Raw genomic sequence first — 25,262 nt, 5'->3', positions numbered from 1 at the left:
CCATGCTCACTTTCGTCGGACTCGGACTCTACGACGAGCGGTCGATCACGGTCGAGGGCCAGCAAGCGCTCCGGGACGCCGACCACGCGTTCGCGGAGTTCTACACCAGCAAACTGATCGGGACGAGCGTCGAGACGCTCGAATCCCACCACGGCGTCGAGATAGAGCTGCGTGATCGGGCGGGCGTCGAACAGGATCCCGAACCGATCCTCGACGCCGCGGCCGAGGGCGACGCCGTCTTTCTGACCGCTGGCGACACGATGATCTCGACGACCCACGTCGATCTGCGACTCAGGGCCCACGAGCGCGGCATCGAGACGCGCGTGATCCACGGCGTCACCGCCCAGACGGCGACGAGTTCGCTCACCGGCCTCCAGAACTACCGCTTCGGGAAGGCAACGACGCTCCCGTTCCCCTACGCCCACGGCGCGGATGGCCTCCCCGCGAGCGTCACCGAGACGATAGCGGACAACCAAGCGGCCGACCTGCACACCGTCGTCTACCTCGACATCAAGGCCGACCGCGATGAGTTCATGACCGCAGATGTCGGTGCGGAACTGCTCGCCGAGCAGTATCCGGACCTCGTAGGCGTCGTGGTCGCCCGGGCGGGAAGCCCAGAGCCACTCGTCGAGGCCGCTCCCATGGCCGACCTCGCAGAGCGGGAGTTCGGCGAGCCCCTCCACCTGCTGGTGATCCCGGGCGAACTCCACCTGCTCGAAGCCGACGCTCTGTGTGAACTCGCGGGGGCGGACCACGCTACCCTCGAAATCGCCTGAACGCGTCGAACGGACCGCGAAATTCAAATGACGGACCGTCTTATACAACATATGGCCAAGTATTCGACGGGCGGTTCCTCCGACTCGGGCGATGGCGGTGCGTGCGAGCTGTGTGGTGCGACAAGTGAGTCGCTCCGCACCGCAAACGTCGCAGGTGCCGAACTCGACGTCTGCCCCGACTGTCGTCCGCACGACGACAACGCGCACAAAGACAAGAAAAAGCGGAGCAATCAGGGACAGCAAAGCGGGAGTGGAGCGAGCACCTCGACGAGTTCGCCGATGAACACCTCCACCACGTCGACGAACACCGGCTCGACCACCTCCGAGAGCAGTATGTGGGATGGCGATACGAGCCACTGGGAGGAGAGCGGGACCGATTACGACGACGATCAGCTCCCCTATCTGGTCCAGACATACGGCGAGCGAGTCGAAGACGCACGCCAGGACGCCGGACTCCAGCGCGACGAACTCGCCGAGGAACTCGACGTACCCGAATCCGATCTCCTCGCCGTCGAACAGGGCCGGGCCACGCAGGCCGGACTCGGCGGGTCACTGATCGAAGCGCTCGAAGACGAACTGTCGATCGAACTCGTCGAAGACTGAGGCGAGTGCGGTCGGACCCCCGATCAGTCCGCAGTGGCGCGTTCTCGCTGTACCTCGACGGCATACTCCAGAAAGTTATCGAACAGGTGTTTTGCCTCGCAGGCGGTCTCGTACTGTTCCGCGTCGATCCCTGCAAGCACGTCGTTGATCCGGTCGGCGGAGAGCTGATCGGTCTTTGAGGTCGTGACCGTTCTCGCAGTCTCCATGTCGTACTCGGGGTGGAACTGGACCGCGAAGACGTGTCCCGTGCGGAAGCCGTGGATCCCGTACTCGTTTTTTGCGAACACCGTCGCGCCCGGCGGTGCCTCGGTGACGTGATCCGAGTGCGTCGTAAAGACGGTGAAGTCGTCGGGGACGCCCTCGAGCAGGCGGTTCTCGCCGTCCTGATACACCGTCCGGTAGCCGATTTCGTACTCGCCCATGCTCTGTACGCTACCGCCCATCACGTCGGCGAGTAGCTGATGGCCGTAACAGACACCGAGGGCGGGGAGTCCGGCCCGAACGGCCTCGCCGACCCACTCTTTGAGTTCGCCGATCCACGGTTCGTCCCAGTAGACCGACGCGCTAGAGCCAGTGACCACGAAGCCGTCGTATCTGAAGTCGTCGGGGAGTTCACCCGACGGGCAGTGAAACGCCTCAGCTCGGCGTCGAGTTCGCGACAGAAGTTCTCTCGCGTGTCGGCGGCCTTGTGCGCCGCGTTCAGCAGGGCGATTCGGGGGCGATTCATGCTGGTGTCGTATCTGTCATCTGTTGTCGTGTACCGTCCATTCGTTCGTGACTCGATGCTGTCGATCAGTCCGCAAGGACCGAGCGCTCCTGCTCGATGTCGGCTTCGAGGCGGTCGGCATACTCCAGTCGGATCGCCCGGGCCGCCGCCTCGGAGACCGCCGCACCGGCGTCGACGCTCCCGGCGAGCGGTTCGTAGGCCCCAACGTCGAAGCCCATACGGTCGAGATACGAGCGAACCGCCTCCGATTCGAGACCGTCGTAGATGCTCGCCTCGACGTACTCCTGGACCGCGCCGAACTCCGGAACGACGACCGAACTCTCCATCACCCGGCCGGTTTCGCCGCCGATGCGCAACTCGCCGTCCCGGACGCGTTCGATCACCGCCGTAATCTCGTCGGCCAACCGAAGAATCTGGGTCGGCAACGCGGTATCGGGCGAGCGCCACTCGACCGTCGAGAACCGCTCGCGCAACTGCACCGGCGTCCAGACCGCGCTCTCGACGGTGAACTCCTCTCTGGCTGTCTCCAGATCGACGCCCGCGAGGACTGCCTCCGTGAGAAACTCGCCGTAGCGGCGTTCGAGTCGCCGCGCCCACTCCTCGCGGTCGTCGGCGTACGGCCAGAGCTGTCCCTGATGCGGAAGCCGCTCGTAGGCCATCCGCCGGTAAAGCTTCGACCGCGCGCCCGTAACCAGGCGCTCACTGCGGTAGTACGGCGAGGAGTTGACGAGCGCCAGCGCTGGATCGAGCGCGATCAGGGCGTTTAGCTGATCGATCTCGAAGCCTGGCTGTTGCTCGAAGTGGATATGGGTGCCAGCGCAGTGGCGCACGCACTCGAAGTTCTCGCCGACGACGCGGTCCTGGATGCGGGTGCGTTCGCTCGGGCGGTCCTCGATATCGCCGCGATGGATCGGTGTCGCGAGCGGGACGAGCCGTTTCCCGACCGCGTCGGCACGTCCGAGGACTCGACCGAGGCGCTCGAACAGTTCGCTACGAAGTTCCTCGGTCGTCTCGCACGGCGAGGTCTTGATCTCCAGAAGCGGCTCGACGAACTCCCGTTCGACTCCGGGGGCCGCGTCGACGAGGCCGTCCGGGGCTGTCAGTCGGCCCGTCTCGTCGACTACCCAGTACTCGACCTCGAGGCTGCGGCGGATCGGCGACGTGGTTCCGGAGCGATGCGACGCGGAGCGGGTGGCAGTTGGGTCAGACATTGTAGAGCGTGATCGGTCCTGCACGACGGCTCACGGACCGCTGTGGTCCGCCGTCGGAGTTCGGGAGTCCCGGGAGGTCCTGTGGACGAGTCCGGTCGGCCAGTACTGAACGGGCGAGATTATGCGTGACATTCACATACAACTGATCGGCAGGGACTGATACAAGGAACTTCCGTCCATACACGTATCAGTCCCTTATATTCCGAATAAATGTCAATATCTCCGCCAGACTACCACAAATACAGGGAATCTCTGTAGAAAGGCGACGATCATCCACCGCAACTACCCGTCCGAGACGGCAGTCTCCCCCGGCCCGATAGTTTTTGTAGGACGACGACGTTGCCACCCCTCAATGAGCGGACAGCGAGCAGCGGCCGAGCCCTACACCACCCAGTTTACGACGACCGTGACGGCAGTCGACGGCCGAGACGTCCGACTGGAGACGACGTACTTCTACGCCGAGAGCGGCGGTCAGCCAGCCGATACGGGTCGCATCGAGTCGGCGGCAGTTGAGGACGTCCAGCAGGTCGACGGCGAGACCGTCCACCGACTCGCCGAGGAGCCATCCTTCGATGTCGGCCACTCGGTACTGTGTACGGTGGATTGGCAACGCCGGATGTACACCATGCGCGCCCACACCGCCAGTCACGCACTGTACGGCGTCGCACGGGGACTTCTCGACGAGTTGAGCTATGGCGGGTTCGACATCGCCGCCCCGGACGGCGACCCGGGCGGCGACGAGAAGGTCCGGATCGACTTCCGGACGAGCACCGATATCGACGATGGGACGCTACTCGAACTGGAACGGGGCGTCAACGAGGTCGTCTGGAACGCCCACGACGTCTCCTGGGAGCAGGTGCCAACGCAGGACGCGTTCGACCGCGAGGACGTGGCGTACAACGCCGCCACCGAGGAGGGCCTCGTCGGCGAATCGGAGACGGTTCGGCTGGTCACCATCGAGGACGTCGACGTCGCGGCCTGTGGCGGCACACACGTCCGGAATACCCGCGAGATCGGTCCCGTCACCGTTCTCGATCACTCGAACCCCGGCGAAGGGCTCACACGGGTCGAGTTCGCCGTCGGGCCCGCCGGGATCGACCGGCGCGTCGCGGAGAAACGCGCCGCCCTCGCGGGAAGCGCGGCACTCGAAACGAACGTGGCCGATCTGCCCGACGGGATTGTCCGCCTACGCGAGGAGCGAGACGAACTACGCGACGAAGTCGACGACCTCACGACCGCGCTCCTGGACGCACGGATCGACCAACTCGCCGCGACACCGCTCCGGCGCGGCGAGCAGACGTGGGTCGTCGGAACGGTCGAGCACGCCGGGCCGAACGCCGTCGCGGATCACCTCCGCGGCCGTGAGAGGGAGGAGAGCGCCGACGTCATCGCCCTGGCCGGGGCCGGGGAGTCACCGTTCCTCGTGGTGCGGGCGGGCGAACAGGTCGACGCGGAGAGCGTCGTCGACGACGTTACGAGCGAGTTCGGAGGTGGCGGCGGCGGGTCGCCCACGGTCGCCCAGGGCGGCGGGATCGGCGTTCCGGGCGAGCGCGTCGTGGAGTATCTGCGGGAGTAGCAGGGGACTGCTGTACCCGTCGATGGGCGGTCGGAGACCACGGGCCGCCCGTAGTTTTTTCGCGCGAGCGCCGGAACTACCGGCATGGAGTTTACCGAGGAGCAACGGGCCGTCCGGGAGGTGGTCCGGGAGTTCGCGGTCGAAGAGATCCAGCCGATCGCTCAGGAGGCCGACGAACAGGAGGCGTTCCCGGAGGACGTCTGGGACGGACTGGCGGAACTGGATCTGACTGGCCTGACGACACCGGTGGAGTACGGCGGCTATGACGCCGACCGAGTGACCTACGCGCTGGTCAACGAGGAGGTGGCCTACGGCGCGCTGGCGGTGGCGACCGCGCTATCGGTCCACTGTCTCGCGACCTCGTGTATCGCCCAGTTCGGCTCCGAGTCACAGAAGAAGCGCTGGCTCCCCGAGATGGTCGACGGGCGGCCTGTCGGTGCGTTCGCACTGTCGGAGCCAGGGGCCGGGTCGAACCCCGCACAGATGACGACCGAGGCGCGGCCGGTGGGCGGAGACGACGAACCGACCGAGTACGTGATCGACGGCGAGAAGCAGTGGATCACAAACGGCGAGCGCGCCGGCGTCTACATCCTCTTTGCGAAGACGGACCGCGATGATCCTGCCTCGATCACGCAGTTCGTCGTGCCGGGCGACGTCGACGGCCTCTCCATCGGCGATCCCGAGGAGAAACTCGGCCTGCGCGCCAGCGACACGACTTCGCTCACCTTCGATGGCGTGCGGATCCCTGCAGAGAACCGGCTCACACCGGACGGAAAGGGCCTGAGCGCCGCGCTTTCCATCCTCACTGGCGGCCGGATCGGGATCGCCGCCCAGTCGGTCGGCCTCGCCCAATCCGCGTTTGACAGGGCGCGCGAGTACGCCACCGAGCGCGAGCAGTTCGACGGCCCGATCGCCGACATACAGACGATCCGCCACAAGATCGCCGACATGTACGCCGGGATTCAGGGCGCTCGTGCGCTCACGCTCGACGCCGCCCGCGCGGACGACCGGAACGACGACTCCGCACTACGTGCGAGCGTCGCGAAGTACGTCGCCAGCGAGACGGCGATGGACGTCACCAACGAGGCGGTCCAGATCCACGGCGGCTACGGCTACGTCTCCGAGTTCGACGTCGAGCGCCTCTACCGGGACGCCCGGGTGACAACCATCTACGAGGGTACGAGCGAGATTCAAAAGACGATCATCGCCCGGCACCTGCTCGGCGAGACCTGCGCAGGCGTTCGACGTCCTCGCGGAGGTCTTCGAGTTCGGCCTCTCGCCGGTCGAGGGCCGCGAGCGCGCCGTCGATGTCTGCGAGTAGTTCCTCGGGATCTGGCTCGTCGCACTCCAGTACCAGTGCGCCGGGACTCGATTCGGTGCAGGCAGATAGCTCCACCTCGTCGCACGGTTCGGAACTCGCCTCGCGCGTGCCGCAGTTCTCGCCGTCCTCGTGGGTCGCCTCGACGGTCACGTCTGGCGCTCTCGCATCGGCGCTGTTCGCCGGCGTCGAGCCTGTGGTCTCGACCGGTCGTGCCGGTACACCGGTGACGGTGGTCTCCGGTTCGACGTCGTCGACGACGACCGCGCCGGCACCGACTGTCGCGTCCTCGGCGATCGTGATATCGCCGATCAGCGTCGCGTTCGCGCCGAGGGTCACGCCGTCTTCGAGCGTCGGGTGGCGCTTCTCGGGCCGCGGCGAGTTCCCGCCCAGCGTACAGCCGTGATGCAGGTGGACGTCGTCACCGATTTCGGCCGTCTCGCCGATCACGACGCCGGTCCCGTGGTCGATGAAGCAACGCCGACCGATCTCGGCCGCCGGATGGATCTCGACGTTCGTGAGAGAGCGCGAGACGTGTGACAGGAGGCGGGCGGGCCAGTGGAACCCACGGCTCCAGAGCGCGTGGGCGATCCGGTGGAACCAGACGGCGTGAAGGCCTGGGTAGGTGGTGAATACCTCGCGGCGACTCCGCGCCGCGGGATCCGTCTCCAGCGCCGTTTGGATATCCTCGCGTATTCCCTCAAACATGGCTCGGGGTCGAGGGTGTCTCCGGTGTCCGAGCCAGCGCGTCCGGATCGTCGTCGGGGGCGGGGCGAACTGCTAGACGACAGCACCACGTACCGGTAACCGGGTGGTGGTCAGAAGCGAGCGCGGTGAAGTGGGCTGTCGTCCCCATACGAATAGCTGGAGCCATCCGAACAAAAAAGCCGTTTCATTTGAGGGGCGAGAGGTTTTTGCCCGGCACGTGCGTGTGTTCAGTCGATGGACGGCGAACACACTGATCCGGCCGACCGAGCGCGAGCGCTTCGCGAGCGTGCCCTCGAATCACCGACGGCGGTCGACGTCGACGAGATCCGGTCACTACTGGCCGATCCGACGATGCCGGCCTCCGTCCACGAAGACGCAGTGACCGCCCTGCTCGATGTCGCTCGAAGCGAGCAGTCGGTCGGCGGGGAGTTCGCCGAACTGGTTGCCCCACTGCTCGGTCGGCCCGCACTCGATGCGGATCCGCTCTTGCTGCGGTGTCTCCGGGCGCTCGCGACCGAATCCCCGACGGCGGTGCTCGAACACCGGGACGCCATCGTCGACCGCGTGACGGTCGAGGACGACGAGACGACACAGGCAGCGACGGGGTGTTGTGTCGAACTCGTCGCCACGGATCCCGGCGCATTCATCGACATCGTTCCGACACTCAGCGCGCTCCTCGACGCCGACGATCCGACACGGACGAACGCGCTGTATATTCTCTCACAGCTAGCGCTGGGCTATCCGGAGGAGGTGCGGCCGGTCGTCCCGCAGCTACTGGACGGGATCTCGGACCGCGAAACCGCTTACCAGACCAACGCGCTGTCGGCGCTCGGCGCAATAGCGTCGGCGTACCCCGCGGCCGCACTCGACGCCGTCGAGGAACTGACGGCCCTCGCCGCGTCCGAACAGGCGGGCGTCCGCGGGAACGCCGTCGGCCTGCTCGCGGACGTCGCACAGGAGCACCCGGACAGCATGACTGAGGCGGTCGACGTCATGATCGAACGACTCGACGACGAGGACGAGTACGTGCGCGGCAACGCCGTCTCGGCCGTCCTCCACGTCGGTCTCGAACGTCCCGACGCCATCCGGGAGGCACGGGACGGCCTCAGAGAGCGCCTCGACGACCCCGCGCCGATCGTTCAGAAGCAACGCCTGCAAAGCCGTTGCCGGCCTCGAACTCGACGGAGTGCGGGACCGACTCGAACGGCTCGAAGCCGACGATCCGAACGAAAACGTCCGCGAACACGCCACCTGGGCACTCGCACAACTCGACTAGTCGTCACCGGCGCTTCGTGAGCACCAGAACGGCGAGCAGAGAGATGACGGCTACCGCAATCCCGAACCCAGAGACCGTGTCGTCATCGCTTTGTGTGGGGTCGTCGTCGGTGTTCGAGGTGGATTCCTCCTCTTCTGTTCCTTCCTCATTCGTTTCATCGTCTCCCGAGTCGTCCGTGTCGTCGTCTCCCGAGTCGTCAGTATCGTCGTCTCCCGAATCGTCCGTGTCGTTACCGTCGCCCGAATCGTCCGTGTCGTTACCGTCGCCCGAATCGTCCGTGTCGTTATCGTCACCCGAGTCATCGGACGTCTGGGGGTGATCTATCTGGAGAACGACGGTGACCTGGCCGTGCGAGGCACCGGGTTCGTAGGTCCATCCGCCGCCCGCTTGCTCGTAGGAGCGGGCCTCAGCGAGCGGGTCGATGTCCGAGTCCCACGATTGCCCGGCCTGCTGGATGTAGCCGACTACTTCGACCCGGTCGGCGAACTCGCCCTCGACCGTGGCCTCGCCGTACGAGACCGACTCGTCGGTCGGAAGCCCGTGGAGCTCGATACAGTGAGAGTCCAGATAGCCATCGCCCTGGGGCAGGTCGGAGTCGGTGCCGAACTGATCGGCGTCGAGCGGCCGCTCGTAGTTGTCAGTCAGCGGGAGGTCGACCACGAACGGATCCGCCGAGGAGTGCCAGGACGTCGACTCGCCCGTCGGGATACTGACGGTCGTGTTCGGCACCGTCTCACCGACCGCGACCTGACCATCAGCGTTGTACACCGAGACACAGATCTTCCCGGAGCCGTCACCGAGATACGGCTCCCGGTACTCGTCGCGCGGATTGACGTAGCTGACCCAGCTACCGTCGCTCGCAGACGCCTCGAAGTAGGGGTCGCCCGGACTGGGGACTTCCTGGCGGTATTCCTCTTCGCGCTGGTCGGTCGCCTCCTCTTCATGTTCGTCTAACAGCAGCCCCTCATCGCTCGTCTCCGAACTGTTCAGAGCAGGTGACTCGACCGTCGGCGTACCCGAGTCCGTGTCGTTGACCAGACCTGCGACGCCCGCGGAAACGAGCGTCAGACAGACCACCACCACCACGATGCTCAAAATAGATGATTTGGACATGTCCGTATCGGATGATCGTGAGCCAGTCACGTAGCTATGCGGCGTATAACTGCAAGTAGACGGTCATTACCGGTCCCCGACGGCTCAACCAGATGGGCCGAGTCGTCCGAGTAGAATACCGCCGCGGAGCCTCGACCTCCACCACGGATTACGCGACGCTTTCTCCCGGGGCGACTCCCTGCGAGTCCGGTGGAAGCACAAACGTTTATTTACCGTTCGGCACCCACGTCATGCAAAGACGTTACACATGGGCACCACTACCACACAGAAGATTCCGTCGGTGAGAGACCGACCCGGCCAGCTATCGCCGTTCTCTTCGCCACACTCCTCTTCGCGGACCTACTTGCGAAGCAGCAGGTTTCAGTCTCGGTCCATTTGGCGGCGCACTCTCCGTAAATCGGCTTTCCTCGAACCTCTGGAACGGGCTGGTAGTCGGGCTAGTGATCGGACTCGCGGGCATCGGCCTCTCGATGACGTACAGCATTCTGAACTTCGCGAACTTCTCACACGGTGACCTCATCAGCGTCGGGGGCTTCACCGGCTGGGGCGTCGCGTTCGTGGTCGCAGCCGCCGGCCGGGAGCCGCTGGGCGCGCTGCTGACCGTTCGGGGAGCAGGTGACGTGAGTCCGGGCGATATCGGCGCGCATATCCTCTCGACGCCCGTGGCGGTCGGTGTCGGACTGATCGCCGCGTTCGTCATCACGGCGCTGATAGCGCTTGCACTCGATCGGGCCTTCTACAAGCCGATGCGTGACCGGAGTGGCATCTCGCTACTGATCGCGTCGATCGGTGTCGCGCTGGTCGTGCGCTATCTCATCCAGTTCGTCTACGGCGCACAGAGCCGTGGCGTCACCGGCACCGTCGACGAATCGGCCTTCGCGTTCCCGTTTGGACTCACCGTCGACGCACACCAGTTGACAATCGTCGTCGCCGCGCTCACGCTCATGGCGGCGATGCACTACGTGCTTCAGGAGACCAAACTCGGGACGGCGATGCGCGCGATGTCGGACAACAAGGACCTCGCGCTGATCACCGGCATCCCGGCCGAACGCGTCGTCGCGGCGACGTGGATCCTGGGCGGCGGACTCGCCGGCGCGTCGGGCTATCTCTACGTCCTCCTCCGCGAGACCATCGGGTTCGACTTCGGCTGGCTCCTCTTGCTGTTGATCTTCGCCGCAGTCATCCTGGGCGGCATCGGCTCGATATACGGCGCTATCGCGGGCGGAGTCGTCATTGGCATCGTCTTCACCACGTCGACGATCTGGATCCCCTCCGACTTCAACGAGGCCGCGGCGTTCGCGGTGATGATCACCGTCCTGCTCCTTCGCCCTGAAGGTATCTTCGGAGGTGTTTCGACGGCATGAGCGAGGACTCGACCGATCCGGACAGCGCCCTGCGGGTGGTGCTGACGCCGCCAGGCGGAGTGATCTCGAGCAGTGCTGCTGACGCTCGGGCTAGTCTATATCGTTGCGACGCTGCTCACCTTCAGCGACGGACTGAACAGCGTCGTCGGACTGCTCCGGACGCTGACCTTCCTCGGACTGGTGTACGCCCTGTCGGCGCTCGCGCTAAATCTGCACTGGGGATACACCGGGCTGTTCAACATCGGTGTCGCCGGCTTCATGGCCGTCGGCGTCTACACGATGGGCATCGTCGTCCGGTCGCCGGATCCCGCGATCGGACCGCCGGGGTTCGGCCTACCGCTTCCGGTCGGCATCGTCGCCGGCATGGCGATGGCGGCACTGGTCGGCCTCCTGGCCGCGTTACCCGCGCTCCGACTCCGAGCCGATTACTTCGCCATCGTCACGCTTGGCATCTCGGAGATCATCCGGCTGACGCTCCAGTCGAGCGCCTTCGATACGTTCCTCCGCGAGACGCTCTCAGTCGGGACAGGTGGCGGTCGCGGCATGGGGATGCCGAGCAATCCCGTCCGAGAGCTGTTTCTCGTCGGTGGTACCGCCAATAATCCGACCGCGCTCGGTGAACTGGTCTTCGGCACGCTCGGTGAGGGTGGACTGGGTATCGCGAACACCATCCTCATCCGGTGGGCGTACGTGTTCGTGCTCGCGCTGTTCGTGATCGCGTTCTACGTCTTCCTCGAACGCCTCGGTCGGTCGCCCTTCGGCCGGACGCTCAAGGCCATCCGCGAGGACGAACTCGTCGCCGACTCGCTCGGCAAGAACGTCGACCTCGTCAAGATCAAGGTGTTCATGATCGGCTGTGCGCTGATGGGCCTCGCAGGGATCCTCTGGTTCGGTAGCCAGGGGAACGTCTCGCCGACGCCCCAGTTCATGCCGCTGCTCACGTTCTACATCTTCGTAGCAGTGATCATCGGCGGTGCCGGGTCGAACACCGGGAGCGTTCTCGGCGGAATCGTCTTCGCGACGGCGCTCTTCGAGGGACCACGGCGAGTCGGTAGCGTCCTGCGCGACACTATCGACGCCCCAACGCCGCCGACGTTCGCCGACGCAGTCGCCTCTCTCAGTCCGGGACAGTTCCTGGCGTACGCGACCGAGAACATCGCGCCGCTCCAGTTCGTCCTGCTCGGATTCGTCCTGATATTCATGATGCACCGGCGACCGGAGGGCATGCTCGGCGACCGGATCGAGACCGCCGCGGCCGTCGACCTGTCACGGCGCACGGACAAGCGAGGGGTGAGCCCAATGAGTGATTCGCAAGCGGGCGACGAAAGAGCGGACTCGGCGACCGATGCGGCCGACTCGCAACAGGAGGTCATCGGCCAGGAGACGCCGCCGGGGCTCCCCTGCGGGTCGAGGGACTCGTCAAGCGCTTCGGCGGCATCACCGCCGTCGACGGCGTCTCGTTCCAGATCGAGGAAGGCTCTCTCACCGGGCTGATCGGGCCGAACGGGGCTGGCAAGTCCACGACGTTCAACTGCATCACTGGCGTCCACGAGCCGACAGCGGGCAACGTCTATCTCAACGGCGAGGACATCACCGGACTCCGGCCCTACCAGATCGCCCAGCGTGGCCTCGTCAGAACGTTCCAGATCGCACGAGAACTCGAAGAGATGACTGTGCTCGAGAACCTCATGCTGGCCCCGCAGAAACAGATCGGGGAGTCGGCGGTCCGGTCGGTGCTGCCAGGGTTGCGTGGCGCTGTCGTCGAACAGGAGCGTGAGCTCCGGGAGCGGGCGTGGGAGACGCTGGAGTTCTTCGAGATCGACCACCTGGCGACCGAGTACGCGGGGAACCTCTCGGGCGGTCAACGAAAGCTACTGGAGATGGCACGGGCTCTGATGACCGACCCCGAGGTGGTGTTGCTCGACGAACCCCTCGCGGGCGTCAACCCCACGCTGGAGGAGAAGCTTCTCGATCGAATACATCAACTCAGGGAGGACGACTACACGTTCCTCCTCGTCGAGCACGATATGGACGTCATTATGAACAACTGCGAACGCATCATCGTCATGCATCAGGGTCGCGTTCTCGCCGAGGGAACGGGAACGGATATCCAGAACAACGAGCAGGTCATCGAGGCGTACCTGGGTGAGGACATATGAGTGTCGACGGATCGACAGCGAGCACTGACCACGTGATAGACGGGGAAGCGATGCTTCGGATCCGCGGCCTCGACGCCGGATACGGCGACCTCCAGATCCTGTCGGACGTCGAACTAGATGTCGCCGAGGGCGAGTACGTGACGATTGTCGGGCCGAACGGGGCCGGCAAATCGACGGTGATGAAGACGGTGTTCGGGCTGACGACGCACATGGAGGGCACCATCGAGTTCGTGGGGGAACCGATCCACGGCGAACCGCCGGAACAGATCATCCGCAAGGGCATCGGATACGTTCCACAGAACGACAACGTGTTCGCCGGACTGAGCGTCCGCGAGAACCTGGAGATGGGGGCGTACATCCTCGACGAGGTCCCGGAAGAGCGGATAGAAACGGTCTACAACCGGTTCCCGATCCTGCGCGAACGCGAAGACCAGAAGGCCGGTAATCTCTCCGGCGGGCAACGACAGATGGTCGCGATGGGCCGGTCGCTGATGCTCGACCCGGACTTGCTCCTGCTCGACGAGCCATCGGCCGGTCTCGCGCCCGACCTCGTCGCGGACATGTTCGACCGAATCGACCGCATCAACGACGCCGGGACGGCAGTGCTGATGGTCGAACAGAACGCAAAAGAGGCGCTCCGGCGGTGTGACCGGGGCTATGTACTCGTCGACGGAACCAACCGGTACACCGACCGCGGCGAGGCGTTACTGCAGGACGAACAGGTCCGCAAGGATTTCCTCGGCGGATAGGCGAACAGGCGGTCCGCTCAGAGGTTCAACACGCTACTCCACTGGCTTGAGTAGGTAGATTGCTGCGGTTCGAAGGAGACCCGCTCGGTGATCTCGCCGTCGCGTTCCTCGAAGGCAGTCACGTACTGCTCTTCGAGCGCCTGTCCGTAGGCGTCGTTGAGATACAGCGTCCCCGAGGTTTCCGCACCCACCTGGTCGCCACTGGCGAGTTCAGCCAGCGCGGGCCCCTGCAGGAGGTCCGAGGGGGCGGTCCGGAAGATGTAGTCGTTGTCCTCCAGATTCGTCACGTCCGGATCCGTCGACGACGGCGAGTTGCCGACGACGCCGTTCGGGATGAACACCTGATCAGCCACCTGCAGGTTGACGTTCGACGCTGCGGGACCGACGACGGACGAATAGCCGGCATCGACGAGCGCGTTTGCACCCGAAATCCCTGCCTGTGGATTCGTCTGGGTGTCCTCGACGCGCGTATCGACGGTGACGTTGATGTCGGCGTCGTTGATCTGCTCCGCTGCAAGGAGTGCTCCGTCACGAATCGGGCCGCCCAGCGGGGCGAGGTCACCGGTTTCCGGCATCAACACGCCGACTTGCGCCTCGAACCCGTCCACGCCGACGGGGTCCTCCGCCGTCGCCGCCATGTCTTCTTCGCTGAGTTCGGTGCCGAACTCGACGGTGTCGACGGTCTCGAGTTCGCCGCCCTGGAAGTCGACGATGTCGTATGCGGCCGTTATGATATCGCCGTTGACGTCGAAGTCGACGCTGGACGAGGCACCCACGTAACGGATCGGATCGCCCGCCGCAACCGTTTCGACCGCTTCCACCAGATCCGCCGGGCCGAACTCCTCGCCGTCGGGGTTCGACACCGTTCGGATCCGGTCCCGAACGGCCGTCCCGTCGTTCTCACCCGCCGCGACAGTGGCGAGAACGTTCACCGCCATCGAGTCGTACGCCTGTGGGGTGAACACCCCCGGTTCCTCGCCGTAGGCGGCCTCGTACTCGTCGGTGAAGAACTCCGCACCGGGACCGCCCGCAGACGGAGCGGTTCCGATGACGTTGTTCATATCGTTGTCGACCTCCCCCGGTAGGTCACTGTCGATGAGGCCGTCGGGGACGATGATGTCCAGATCCGGGGCTTCGCTCTCGAACTCCGAGTAGAAATCACGGAACAACTGGATCCCCGACTGGGGGAACCCGACGATCATTACCGCGTCCGGCACATCGGAATCGTCTTCGCCGCCGTTCTCACCGTTATCGTCGGTCGTACAGCCAGCCAGCGCTGCCAGGCCGGTCGCTCCCGTTCCGATCAGCATATCACGTCGACTGAGTTCGCGAGTCATGTGTTACAAGTTACCAATTGTCTCAATATAAAGGTACCTCCGTACGCAAATATGAAAAGTGGTCGTTATGCCTATCTACGTGGCCTATTTGACGGTGTACTGGTCTGACGATTACTCCGCGTCGTCGACCAGCGGCATCGATGCTGCCGGGCCGCACCGATCGAGGTAAGTCCCCGTGCCGTCGTCGAGTCGCGAGTACGCCGGTCGTGAGCGAGTCCGAGTCCATCCTGATCGGCGATCGGAACGAGTCGGATCTCGGTCCCGGACGGCCCGACCTCGAGGAGGAGATACGACTGTGGGAACGAACAGGTCGTCGGCGTTGCGATCTCACGAACGCCCCGATCCATGCCGGTAAGCGGTAGATGGAAATGGCCGGTGAGAACCAGAGAGGCCCCGCCATCGGCGAGGACGTCTACGAACGTGTCGACATCGCGCATCGTGGGCGGGATTGCCATCTCCTCGGAAACCCGGTCTCGATGTCGCCGAAGCTGATCCGTCACCGGTTCGAGATTGTGATGTACCAGCACGAGCGGGTCGTCCACGCCGTCGAGTTTCGCGGCAAGCCAGTTACGCTGATCATGGTCGATATGCCCGTCGTGAGTCTCGGTTAGCCGGTTCCCACTCCCGGAGGAGTTCAGACCGAGCACGTCGAGATCGCCGACCTGCTCGTGGAAGGGGTATGCTCCTGCGCCGAACCGGTCGGCGAACCCGTCGACCGCCAGCGTGTCGTGCGCGTCACCGACTTTGGGGACGTCGTGGTTCCCGGGGACAGCGTAGAACGGGGCGTCGAGCGATTCGAGTGCGTTTTCGACCGCTGCCGCGTTCCATTCCTCCCCGTCTTTCGTGAGATCACCGGGCGAGAGGACGGCGTCGACGTGCCGACTAGCGATATCGTCGATTGCGGCCTCGAAGTGATCGAGCGTGTGCTCGAACAGTTTCGACGTCCCCTCGGCCCGCGTCGAGACGTGTGGGTCAGCAACTGCGGCCAGTCGAATCGACTGCGATGTGGTTGGCGTGTCGAGGCGGGCCAGGAGGAGTCCCGGCGTGTCGTCGGTCATAGCTCCTCCGGAAAGAAGTGTGCAGGATTCTCGTGTTGGAACGTCGCGAGCAGGGTCCCATCCAGCAGTCGGACGTGTGAGTACAGTTCGCCGCGCTCGCGTGCCGCCGAAGCGAGCGGCCCGGCACGGTCGAGATCGACAGTGCCGACCAGTATCACCGCGAGTTCGTTCGCCCGGTCGGTGAACTGTGTTACCAGCGACAGATCCGTGCCGGTGACGCGTCGAAACGATTCGTATCGATCGAACGACCCGCGGTCGACGAGGGCAGAGAGTTCGTCTCCGAGGCTGTCCGGGACGATGTACACCAACCCGTAGTCGTCTTTGGACTCCCTCGGTGGGACAGGTGTGACGTGTCCTGCACTGACGACACGAACCTCCCAGCCACCCTCTCGAAGTTCCTCGGCCAGGCCGCCGGCCGCTTCGAGGACCTGTTCTCGCACCGTCCGGTCGCTCTCTGTTGACGCTTCCATCACCCCAATTTTTGGTCATTTGCACAAATATCTTCGGGTAAAATTTAACTATAAACATCTATATAGGTATATTTTTTAAATTATACTCCAATATACGACAGTTTAGAGATATTATAAGATATTAAATACGAACGGTCGAAATCGGTATCTGATGACTCGTGATACAACCCGTCGCGGCTTTTTGACCGCTGCTGGCGCGGGGGCGCTGGCTGCTGCCGCCGGCTGTACAGAGAGCGATGAACCGTCGCCGACAGACGACCCCTCTTCCTCGGATCCCAGTAATAGTAGTACCACATCGAACTCCGGCGGCGATTCCCTCCAGATGATGGCAACCGGGTCGATCCAGACGCTCGATCCGATCAGCGCCAAAGGCTCGGGTGCGGGCTACAACCAGTACAACCAACAGCTCATGTACTTCCCCGATGGGGAGTATCCACCAGAACCAGGGCTCGCCGAGGGATACGAAGTCTCCGAGGATGGCCTGACCTACACGTTCGACCTCCGGGAGGACGTCACCTTCCACGACGGCAGCGAGTTCACGGCCGATGACGTCGTCTACTCGTACCGACGGCTCGCGGAGTCCTCCAACTCCCGGAACAAGGACGATATCGTCGGCCAGACGCTGACGGTCGAACACGAGAAGGATCAGACGCTGTCGGAACCGACCGACGAGGAGACCCTCGACGACGTCGTACCGGGGAGTCTGGCCGTCGAAGCCCTCGACGATTTCACGGTCGAGATGACGCTGGCCTCGCCGTTCGAGTACACGCTCTTCCAGATCGCTGGCGGCGCGTTCGCCATCCTCCCGGAGAACGCGGTCGGCGATATCGAGGGCTACGACGGCGAGTACGAGTACAACGAGTTCTTCAGCACCCAGGGCGACGGTCCGACATTCGCCGGTGCAGGGCCGTTTCAGGTCGATTCCTGGCGAAAGGGCAGTAACATCTCGCTCACAGCGTTCGAGGACTACTACGACGGCGAACCCGAACTCGACGGCATCACCTACACGGTCGTCGGGAGCGGAAATACGCGTCTCCGGCGGTTCTCGAACGGGAACGCCGACATCCTCGAAAGCGTCCCCACTGCGTCATTCAACCCGGGCGATGTCTCGATCGAGCAGGAGGACGGCAACGCATCGATTGGCACCTACGCTCTCGATGACGGCACGGAGGTCAACTACGGCGAGATCCCGGCACTCACGACCGAGTACATCGTCTTCAACGCGCTCGAAGTGCCCCTCGCCGTCAGGCGGGCCTTCGCCTACGCGATGAACCAGGCGGATATCGCCGAGAACGTCTACAAAGGGACCGGGAAGCCGGCATATCATATCGTTCCGCCTGCGGCGTACCCCACCTTCGAGGACGGGATGTCCGGCGAGGAATCCTACGACCGCCACGCCGAGACCGGCTACCAGTCCAACACCGATTTCGCCGCCAACGGCTATCCGTACGGCTACGGAGAGACCCGACTCGACGATGCCCGCGCGGAGATGGAAGCGGCGGGCTACGGCGAGAACGACCGCTACGAGGTCACCGTGACGACGATAGCCGGCGACAGCGGGTACGAGCAGGTGTTCACGCGGCTCCAGTCGAAACTTCGGGCGGCATACATCGACATGGAGATCATCGAAGCAGAGTTCGGAACGATCATCAGCAAGGCGATCAGCGGCGAGATGGAAGTGTTCGGCCTCGGCGACGGGATGGAGTATCCCGGCCCGCAGAACTTCCTTCGATTCCTCCACGGCCAGGATCCCTCGAACCAGTTCACCCGCTGGGGTGCCGAAGGAAGCTACTCAACCGACGAGTACCGCCAGACGGCCCGGGAGGCCTGGGACAGCAACTACGCCGCCGAGGGAACGACCCGGGAGGACCACAACGAGGCCTTCCAGACCGTCGAGGAGATGAACTGGGCGTCCGTCCAGGAACTTCCATTCCTCCATCCGATGAGCCAGCGCTTCTGGCACGACGACGTCGACGTCGAGATGTACGGCGTCATGGAGAATCAGGCGTTCGACGATACCACGCTGAATCGGTGACCGAGGGTACTTCGAGGAACACGCCTGTTACATCTATGCATTCATTATCCGCATCGGCTTCACGATTCAGCGGTCTGCTGAGCCACCGGCGAGGTGACCACCAGTGAGTCGGCTGGGGTATCTCCTCAAGCGATTCGCTATGGCGATTCCGGTGGTGTGGATCGGGATGAGCATAACCTGGTTCATCATCTTCATGGGCCCGATCGATCCGGCAAGCAGACTCCTTAGCGAGGGACAGACACGCAATCCCGCCGCCTACGAGGCAGCACAGACTCAACTCGGGCTGAACCAGCCGCCGCTCCAGCACTACTTCGACTGGATGTCGAGCGTCCTCGTGTTCGATCTGGGGCAGACGTGGCTACTATACGAGGGATCGAACGTCAACGCGCTCATCCTCGATTTCCTGCCGCGGACGCTCTGGCTCGGCTTTTGGTCGGTCCTGATCGCCGTCCTGATCGGGGTTCCGCTTGGGTTTTACGCCGGATTGAACTCGAACACGCTGGCGGACTATATCGCGTCGTTCGGCGGGATCGTCTGGCGGGCGATGCCGAACTTCTGGCTCGCGATCATGTTGCTCGCCGTGTTGAGCATCTCGCCGACGATCTTCGGGGTCTCTCTGAACTGGGAGTCGGTGTTCGTCCCCATCAACTCGATCTCGGGGAGCCCGGAGATGGCCCGGATCTGGACGGTCGACGGCTTTCTCGCGGCGACGAAGAAAGTTCTACCAGCGGCGCTGGTGCTCGGGTCGGCGTCGATGGGTAACGAGATGCGGATCGGCCGGACGGCGATGCTCGAAGTGCGCAACGAGGTATATCGACTTCGCGAAGGCGAAGGGGGTCTCGGATCGCGTGCTGGTCTGGAAACACATTTTCCGCAACGCTCTCGTCCCGCTCGTGCCGATCATCACCAGCGAGGCGTTCCTGCTGATCGGCGGTTCGGTACTGGTCGAGACCGTCTTCGGAATCAACGGCATCGGCTACCTGTTCTATCAGGCGGCCATTCAGGGCGACCTCCCGCTGGTCGGGACGCTCATGTACGTATTTATACTCATGACTGTCGGAATCAACCTCGTTCAGGACGTACTGTACACGATAATCGATCCCCGAGTCGGACTGGAGGGGACCTGACGTGGCCGACGCGACGCCGCGCGAACGCGAGTGGCTCTCGTTCACTGGTCGGTTCGACCCGACGCTTGCGGCGTGGGTGACGGTCGGGGTCGTCCTCTTCGTCTTCCAGGCCGGCGCGGTCGCGACGTTCCTCACTGGAGTGATCGCTACCCTGCTCGGGGCGCTCCCGACGGCGGACGCCGCCGGTTCGCCCCTCGCAGTCGCGACCGGGCTGTTCGACGGCGCACAGCAGTATGCACGGACGATTCCGACGCTGCTCTCCCGGGACGTCATCCCCAACGCCGGCTACTGGAACGGCCAGCAGTGGGTCGGGACCTTCCTCGACCTGTCACCGGGCGTCTCCTGGGCGATCCGGGCGGTGCTCGTGTACGCCTACGCGTTCGGGTGGGTCGTCTGGGCGGTGTTCGGCTACCGGTACTACCGCCGGGAGATCAGAGTCGCCGACTGGACGCCGCGCGACGACGTAATCGATCGGTTTTCGTCCCACAAATGGGGTCTGTTCGGTGCGACCGTCGTGTTCATGTTCGCGGTGCTGGCCGTCTTCGCACCGACGCTTGGCCCGACAACCGTCGAACAGAACATGATCAACTCCTACTCCTACGAGATGAACTACTGGGACCAGCAGGCTAGCTCGGTCGAGACGATTCTGATCGGTGAGGCCAACCTCGACTCCCAGTCGACCGGCGATAGCTCCCGTGTGATGCCGATGAGCTACGACAACTACGGCCGGTTCCACCCGTTCGGGACCATGCCGAACGGCCGGGACCTGTTTACCTTCATCGCGGTCGGCTCCCGGATCTCGCTGGTCATCGGCCTTCTCTCTGTGGGCCTGAGCGCGTTGCTCGCCGTCTCGCTCGCGCTGACTGCCGCCTACTACAAGGGCAAGGTCGACCTCGGCACGGTACTGATCTCCGATGGGGTGATGGCGATGCCGCAGTTGCTCCTGTTGATCATGCTCACGACCGTCCTTGCCGACTCGTGGATCGGCGATATCTACAGCGGTGGGTTCGTGCTCGCGCTTATCTTCGCGTTCACTGGATGGACCTACATGTGGCGGTCGATTCGTGGCCCTGCGTTACAGGTGTCCGAACGGGCGTGGATCGACGCCGCCCGTAGCTTCGGACAGCGACCGCGGACGATCATGCGACGGCACATGCTCCCCTACGTCACCGGATACGTGTTGATCTACGGCTCGATGACGCTGGGCGGCGCAATCATTGCGATCGCCGGGCTCTCGTTTCTCGGGCTTGGCGTCGCCCCGCCGACTCCCGAATGGGGGCGGGCGATCCAGCTCGGCCAGGACTACGTCACCACAGGCTCCTGGCACATCTCGCTGATCCCTGGTGCCCTCATCACGCTCGTCGTAACGGGGTTCAACGCTCTCGGTGACGGCATCCGGGACGCAATCGATCCACAGTCCGACAGCGCGACCGGCGCGGCGGCCGGCCGGGGTGGTGGCGCGTGAGCCGTGCCGATCCCCCTGACCTGGCCGCCACGCAGGAAGCGTCTCGCGGCAAGACGCCGCTGCTGTCGGTTACCGACCTCCGGACCGTGTTTTACACTGACAAGGAGACGATCCACGCCGTCGACGGGATCTCCTTCGATATCTACCCCGGCGAGACGGTCGGCCTCGTCGGCGAATCGGGGTCCGGGAAGTCCGTAACTGCCCGCTCGATCCTCGGTCTCGTCGACGAACCGGGCGTCGTCGAGGAGGGGCAGATCCGGTTCAAAGGCGACGACCTCGTCGAGACCGGCTGGGACGAACACCGCGGAGACCTCTCGATCGTCTTCCAGGACCCCTCGAACGCCCTCAATCCGGTCTACACCGTCGGAAACCAGATCCGGGAGGCGCTGAAGATCCATCAGGGTCTGACCGGGGCCGCAGCGGCCGAGCGGGCGATCGAACTCCTGGAAGCCGTCGGGATTCCAGACGCACCGCGCCGGGTCGGCGAGTATCCCCACCAGTTTTCCGGCGGCATGCAACAGCGAGCGGTCATCGCCATCGCTCTCGCGTGTGATCCCGATCTGCTGGTCTGCGACGAGCCAACGACGGCGCTGGACGTGACGATCCAGGCACAGATCCTCGAACTGCTTGCCGAACTCCAGCGCGAGGAGGAGCTTGCGATACTCTTCATCACGCACGACATGGGCGTCATCGAAGAAACGGCCGACAGAGTGAACGTGATCTACGCCGGCGAGGTCGTCGAACGTGCGCCCACGGAGACCCTGTTCGCAGAGCCGGAGCATCCCTACACGAGCGCACTCCTGAAGAGCATTCCCGGCCGGACGCCGCCCGACCAGCGCCTGCCGACTATCGAGGAGAAGTCCCGACGCCGAACGCCCCCGCCGATGCCTGTCGATTCGCGCCCCGGTGTCCGATAGCCGTCGACGAGTGCATGAGGGATGTCCCCGAGACGGTTCAGACCGACGCCGCCGTCGATCACGCCGCTGCCTGTATCTTTGCGGGCGACAACCGCGACCACGGAGATGAGAACCGATGACTGCCACGACACCACAGACACAGACCGCATCGGGTGACGATCAGGACCCACTACTCGAGATCGACGGCCTCAAAACGTACTACACGGACGATTCGCTGGTCAACAGCGATCCCCCGGTCAAAGCCGTCGACGACATCTCGCTGGACGTCATCCGCGGCGAGACGCTCGGCCTAGTCGGCGAGAGTGGCTGTGGCAAGACCACGCTTGGCCGCACGCTCGTCGGACTGGAGTCCGCAACATCCGGGAGCGTCACTGTCGACGGGACCGATGTCACCGAACTGAGCGGGAGCGAACTCCGCGAGTGGCAGCGCCGCGTCGGAATGGTCTTTCAGGATCCACAGGAAAGTCTCAACGATCGCCAGACGGTCGGGGAGATCGTCGGCGAACCGCTGGAGGCACACGAGTGGAAGACACCCGCCGAACGCGAGGAGCGCGTGAATACGTTGCTCGATCGGGTCGGCCTGCGAGAGGAACACTTCTATCGATACCCCCACCAGTTCTCGGGCGGCCAGCGCCAGCGAGTGGGCATCGCACGTGCGCTCGCACTCGAACCCGAGTTCGTCATCCTCGACGAACCCGTCTCCGCCCTCGATGTCTCCGTCCAGGCGCGCGTCATCAACCTGCTCGAGGAACTCCAGGCCGAACTCGGTCTGACGTACCTCTTTATCGCACACGACCTCTCGCTGGTCAGGCACATCGCCGACCGGGTCGCGGTCATGTATCTCGGGAACGTCCTGGAGGTCGGCCCAACGGAGCGGGTCTTCGAGGAGCCAGCGAACCCCTACACACAGTCGCTACTGTCGGCTATCCCGGGGTCGTCGAGTCCGGCACCCGACGACCTCGATCGGATCACGCTTCGGGGGACGCCGCCAAACCCCCGACACCCGCCCAGTGGCTGTCCGTTCTCGACCAGATGTCCGGCGAAAATACCGCCGGCCGCCTACGCCGACCTCTCCGGCGACGCCTTCGAGGCGATCGAGACGTTCCGCGACGTACTCAGAGACCGCGTTCGAGGGGAGGGGGCTATCGAAGCGTCTCAAGCGACAACTCGGCCTCGGAGCGGGCGGACGCTCCGTCGAAGTAATCGTAACCCAACTGTTTGCGGACGTCGAGCTATCCCCGGCAGCCAGCGACGTGATCGACCGCGCGACTGCAACCGCGGATACGGATCCCACCGAGGCGCTTGCGCTTCTGAACGAAGAGTTCAGCTCCGTCTGTGACCGCGAGTCTCCGGTCGAACACGACGTCGACGAGACGGGCCGGACGAGCCGGTGTCTCCGCCACCGATCCGACTACGACGACCCCGGAAGTGATCGGTTGTGACCGACTCCTCGACTGGCTGGGACGACGCAGACGCCACACCTGGAACGCGACATGGGAGTTCGATACCCCGATCCGATCGGGTCGCCGTCGCCCGCGAGGCAGCCAGGGCCGGCGGAAACGTCGCAATGGCGTCGTTCCGTCGCGATATCGACGTCGAGACGAAGAGCGGAAAGACGGACGTCGTGACGCGGGCCGATCGCGACGCCCAGGATCGGATCGCCGCGGTCATCGGCGAACGGTTCCCCGAAGAGCCGTTCGTCGGCGAGGAAAAGGGCGCTCGCGAGACCGTCCCCGAGAGAGGGCCGGCCTGGATCGCGGATCCGATCGACGGGACGAACAACTACGTGCGCGGGATGCGCCAGTGGGCAAGTAGCATCGCTGGAGTCCGCGACGGCAAGCCGGTCGCGGCGGCGACAGCGCTCCCGGCGCTGGGCGACATCTACGTCGGCGGTCCGGGCGGTGTCACGCGCAACGGCCGTCCGATCGGAGTGAGCGAGACGGACGACACGGATCGGTTCACCGTCTCACCAACGATCTGGTGGTCCCCGGACCGTCGCGACGAGTACGCCCGGGCAACCGAGGCCATCGTTACCCGGTTCGGCGATTTACTCCGGCTGAAGTCCGTCCAGGTATCGCTTGCGCTGGTGGCTGCTGGCTCGGTCGAGGGCGTGATTACGAACGTCGAAACGCATCCGTGGGACACCGTCGCCGGAGCGTATCTGGTCGAGCAGGCCGGCGGGACCGTCACCGACCTCGACGGCAATCCCTGGCGACACGACTGCCGCGGACTCGTCGCGTCGAACGGGCAGGTCCACGAGGACGTGCTCGCGGCGGCGAACGCGATCGATCCGCCTGCGGGAGACGACTCCCGGCTTCGATAAGCCGCGGGAAGAGATCAGGATGATAACACTGAGAAGGTCAGCTACACCCACAGACGAACGGTCTCACGGCAAATTCCGCGCAGCAATCTGAAGACTGTGGATGATGATACCCCACAGTCCACTGAAGCGGGGACCCGTGTTTTAGGACAACGGTTCCGATCAGCCCCCAGTTGTATCTGTAACTCTCTGTACACTGCTGTAGAGCTACTATATGCCCTCCGAGCGCGTACTGTGCTAGTGAACACATCATGACCCAGAGTACCACCTACAACCAAACTACTGAAAACGTCCACAGAACAGCGGTAGACAGCCGGAAGCCAGCAGGGGTGCTCTTTGTCGCACTATCCGCGCAGTTTCTGACGGTCATCATGCTTACAGCAGCGATGGCGCCGAACTACGACTTCGGTGCGGCCGCAATCAGCGACCTCGGCGTCATCGACGAGACTGCGCTGGTGTTCAACAGTTCCCTCATCGCCGCCGGCGTGCTCAACCTCCTCGGTGGGTTCTACTTCTACCGAACCCACGACAGGCGCTGGCTCTTCACCGTTTTCGCACTCGCCGGCATCGGTGCTGTTGGTGCCGGCGTCTTCGCACTCGATACCGGCGGACTCCACTCACTGTTCGCACTGCTCGCGTTCGTGTTCTTCAACGTGCAGGCCCTCGGGACTGCGACTCGACTTTCCGGTGTAATGCGAGGACTGTCGGTTCTCGCCGGTGGCCTTGGACTCGTGTTCGTCGTGCTCATGGCCGTCGGCGACGCCGGAAACGCTGCGGCGTTTGGCCCTATCGGCCACGGTGGGACCGAACGAATGATTATCTACCCGGTGATGATCTGGCTGATAGCCTTCGGTGGCTACCTCCTCGGGACTGCTGACCGACCTGGTGCAATCGCGGATTCAGGAGAGTAATCTCTAGTCATATACGTCCTGTGCCTAACGAGAGCGACTGAG

General features: G+C 64.1%; 15 protein-coding genes and 9 pseudogenes. 16 read left to right on the top strand and 8 right to left on the bottom strand.

The features are described 5' to 3' along the window. Nucleotides 1–2 precede the first annotated feature (2 nt). Both dph5 and ACFQH2_RS05230 read left to right on the top strand, forming a co-directional pair. Nucleotides 3–776, top strand: a complete 774-nt coding sequence (dph5, locus tag ACFQH2_RS05235; RefSeq protein WP_377051605.1) for a diphthine synthase — start codon at nt 3–5, stop codon at nt 774–776. 51 nt (nt 777–827) lie between these two features. After that, a complete protein-coding gene (locus ACFQH2_RS05230) occupies nt 828–1,379 on the top strand; it encodes a helix-turn-helix domain-containing protein (RefSeq protein ID WP_377051603.1) in 552 nt (183 codons plus the stop codon). 23 nt (nt 1,380–1,402) lie between these two features. On the opposite strand, the pseudogene ACFQH2_RS05225 reads toward ACFQH2_RS05230, so the two are convergent. Next, nucleotides 1,403–2,106, bottom strand: a pseudogene (locus tag ACFQH2_RS05225) (type 1 glutamine amidotransferase). A gap of 65 nt (nt 2,107–2,171) precedes the next feature. Beyond that, nucleotides 2,172–3,317 carry a glutamate-cysteine ligase family protein gene (locus tag ACFQH2_RS05220; RefSeq protein WP_377051599.1) on the bottom strand — a complete coding sequence of 382 codons (1,146 nt, stop codon included), beginning with the start codon at nt 3,315–3,317 and terminating at the stop codon, nt 2,172–2,174. A gap of 352 nt (nt 3,318–3,669) precedes the next feature. Between ACFQH2_RS05220 and ACFQH2_RS05215 the strand changes: the two genes are divergently transcribed. After that, nucleotides 3,670–4,893 carry an alanine--tRNA ligase-related protein gene (locus ACFQH2_RS05215; protein ID WP_377051597.1) on the top strand — a complete coding sequence of 408 codons (1,224 nt, stop codon included), beginning with the start codon at nt 3,670–3,672 and terminating at the stop codon, nt 4,891–4,893. An 84-nt stretch (nt 4,894–4,977) separates the two neighbouring features. Further along, nucleotides 4,978–6,114, top strand: a pseudogene (locus ACFQH2_RS05210) (acyl-CoA dehydrogenase family protein); the annotation flags it as partial. A gap of 298 nt (nt 6,115–6,412) precedes the next feature. On the opposite strand, the pseudogene cysE reads toward ACFQH2_RS05210, so the two are convergent. Both cysE and ACFQH2_RS05200 read right to left on the bottom strand, forming a co-directional pair. After that, nucleotides 6,413–6,919, bottom strand: a pseudogene (gene cysE / locus ACFQH2_RS05205) (serine O-acetyltransferase); the annotation flags it as partial. Next, on the bottom strand, nt 6,912–7,067 hold the full coding sequence (locus ACFQH2_RS05200; RefSeq protein ID WP_377051593.1) for a hypothetical protein: 156 nt from the start codon (nt 7,065–7,067) through the stop codon (nt 6,912–6,914). The gene ACFQH2_RS05200 and the pseudogene cysE, both read right to left, overlap by 8 nt. Nucleotides 7,068–7,153: 86 nt before the next feature. Between ACFQH2_RS05200 and ACFQH2_RS05195 the strand changes: the two genes are divergently transcribed. Next, nucleotides 7,154–8,215, top strand: a complete 1,062-nt coding sequence (locus tag ACFQH2_RS05195) for a HEAT repeat domain-containing protein (RefSeq protein WP_377076513.1) — start codon at nt 7,154–7,156, stop codon at nt 8,213–8,215. On the opposite strand, the gene ACFQH2_RS05190 is transcribed toward ACFQH2_RS05195, so the two are convergent. After that, nucleotides 8,199–9,281 (bottom strand): PGF-CTERM sorting domain-containing protein, encoded by a 1,083-nt coding sequence (locus ACFQH2_RS05190; protein WP_377051589.1) that lies wholly within the window; start codon nt 9,279–9,281, stop codon nt 8,199–8,201. The two genes, ACFQH2_RS05195 and ACFQH2_RS05190, sit on opposite strands and share 17 nt — an antisense overlap. A gap of 274 nt (nt 9,282–9,555) precedes the next feature. Between ACFQH2_RS05190 and ACFQH2_RS05185 the strand changes: the two are divergent. The 4 genes and pseudogenes from ACFQH2_RS05185 (at nt 9,556) to ACFQH2_RS05170 (ending at nt 13,580) form a co-directional block, all read left to right on the top strand. Beyond that, nucleotides 9,556–10,672 (top strand): annotated as a pseudogene (locus tag ACFQH2_RS05185) (branched-chain amino acid ABC transporter permease). Continuing rightward, nucleotides 10,669–11,947 (top strand): annotated as a pseudogene (locus ACFQH2_RS05180) (branched-chain amino acid ABC transporter permease); the annotation flags it as partial. The pseudogenes ACFQH2_RS05185 and ACFQH2_RS05180, both read left to right, overlap by 4 nt. A gap of 119 nt (nt 11,948–12,066) precedes the next feature. Then, nucleotides 12,067–12,831, top strand: a pseudogene (locus ACFQH2_RS05175) (ABC transporter ATP-binding protein); the annotation flags it as partial. Beyond that, the gene (locus tag ACFQH2_RS05170; protein WP_377051581.1) at nt 12,828–13,580 is read left to right on the top strand and encodes an ABC transporter ATP-binding protein; all 753 of its coding nucleotides are present in this window, start codon (nt 12,828–12,830) and stop codon (nt 13,578–13,580) included. The pseudogene ACFQH2_RS05175 and the gene ACFQH2_RS05170, both read left to right, overlap by 4 nt. 17 nt (nt 13,581–13,597) lie before the next feature. On the opposite strand, the gene ACFQH2_RS05165 is transcribed toward ACFQH2_RS05170, so the two are convergent. The 3 genes from ACFQH2_RS05165 to ACFQH2_RS05155 form a co-directional block, all read right to left on the bottom strand. Then, nucleotides 13,598–14,917 (bottom strand): ABC transporter substrate-binding protein, encoded by a 1,320-nt coding sequence (locus tag ACFQH2_RS05165; protein ID WP_377051579.1) that lies wholly within the window; start codon nt 14,915–14,917, stop codon nt 13,598–13,600. Nucleotides 14,918–14,988: 71 nt separating this feature from the next. Further along, nucleotides 14,989–15,975, bottom strand: a complete 987-nt coding sequence (locus ACFQH2_RS05160; RefSeq protein ID WP_377076511.1) for a metallophosphoesterase family protein — start codon at nt 15,973–15,975, stop codon at nt 14,989–14,991. Further along, nucleotides 15,972–16,445 carry a DUF7529 family protein gene (locus ACFQH2_RS05155; protein ID WP_377051575.1) on the bottom strand — a complete coding sequence of 158 codons (474 nt, stop codon included), beginning with the start codon at nt 16,443–16,445 and terminating at the stop codon, nt 15,972–15,974. Before ACFQH2_RS05155 ends, ACFQH2_RS05160 begins: the two co-directional genes overlap by 4 nt. Before the next feature lie 151 nt (nt 16,446–16,596). On the opposite strand from ACFQH2_RS05155, the gene ACFQH2_RS05150 reads away from it, so the two are divergent. From ACFQH2_RS05150 to ACFQH2_RS05120, 7 genes and pseudogenes are all read left to right on the top strand, one after another. After that, nucleotides 16,597–18,480: an ABC transporter substrate-binding protein gene (locus tag ACFQH2_RS05150; RefSeq protein ID WP_377051573.1), complete on the top strand. Its 1,884-nt coding sequence runs from the start codon at nt 16,597–16,599 to the stop codon at nt 18,478–18,480. Nucleotides 18,481–18,583: 103 nt separating this feature from the next. Beyond that, a pseudogene (locus tag ACFQH2_RS05145) lies at nt 18,584–19,607 on the top strand (ABC transporter permease). Between the two features lies 1 nt (nt 19,608). Continuing rightward, nucleotides 19,609–21,072, top strand: coding sequence for an ABC transporter permease (locus ACFQH2_RS05140; RefSeq protein WP_377051570.1), 1,464 nt, complete (start codon nt 19,609–19,611; stop codon nt 21,070–21,072). Between the two features lie 20 nt (nt 21,073–21,092). After that, nucleotides 21,093–22,108: pseudogene (locus ACFQH2_RS05135) on the top strand (ABC transporter ATP-binding protein). Continuing rightward, a pseudogene (locus ACFQH2_RS05130) lies at nt 22,105–23,431 on the top strand (ABC transporter ATP-binding protein). The pseudogenes ACFQH2_RS05135 and ACFQH2_RS05130 overlap by 4 nt, the downstream one beginning before the upstream one ends. A 62-nt stretch (nt 23,432–23,493) precedes the next feature. Beyond that, entirely contained in the window at nt 23,494–24,312 is an 819-nt protein-coding gene (locus tag ACFQH2_RS05125; protein ID WP_377057004.1) for an inositol monophosphatase family protein, read from the top strand. A gap of 248 nt (nt 24,313–24,560) precedes the next feature. Beyond that, a complete protein-coding gene (locus ACFQH2_RS05120; protein ID WP_377051564.1) occupies nt 24,561–25,220 on the top strand; it encodes a DUF998 domain-containing protein in 660 nt (219 codons plus the stop codon). Nucleotides 25,221–25,262 lie beyond the last annotated feature (42 nt).

Origin of the sequence: Natronoarchaeum sp. GCM10025703, assembly GCF_042661985.1 — an archaeon.
GTDB lineage: Archaea > Halobacteriota > Halobacteria > Halobacteriales > Natronoarchaeaceae > Natranaeroarchaeum.
This window is presented reverse-complemented; position numbering and strand designations above follow the sequence as displayed.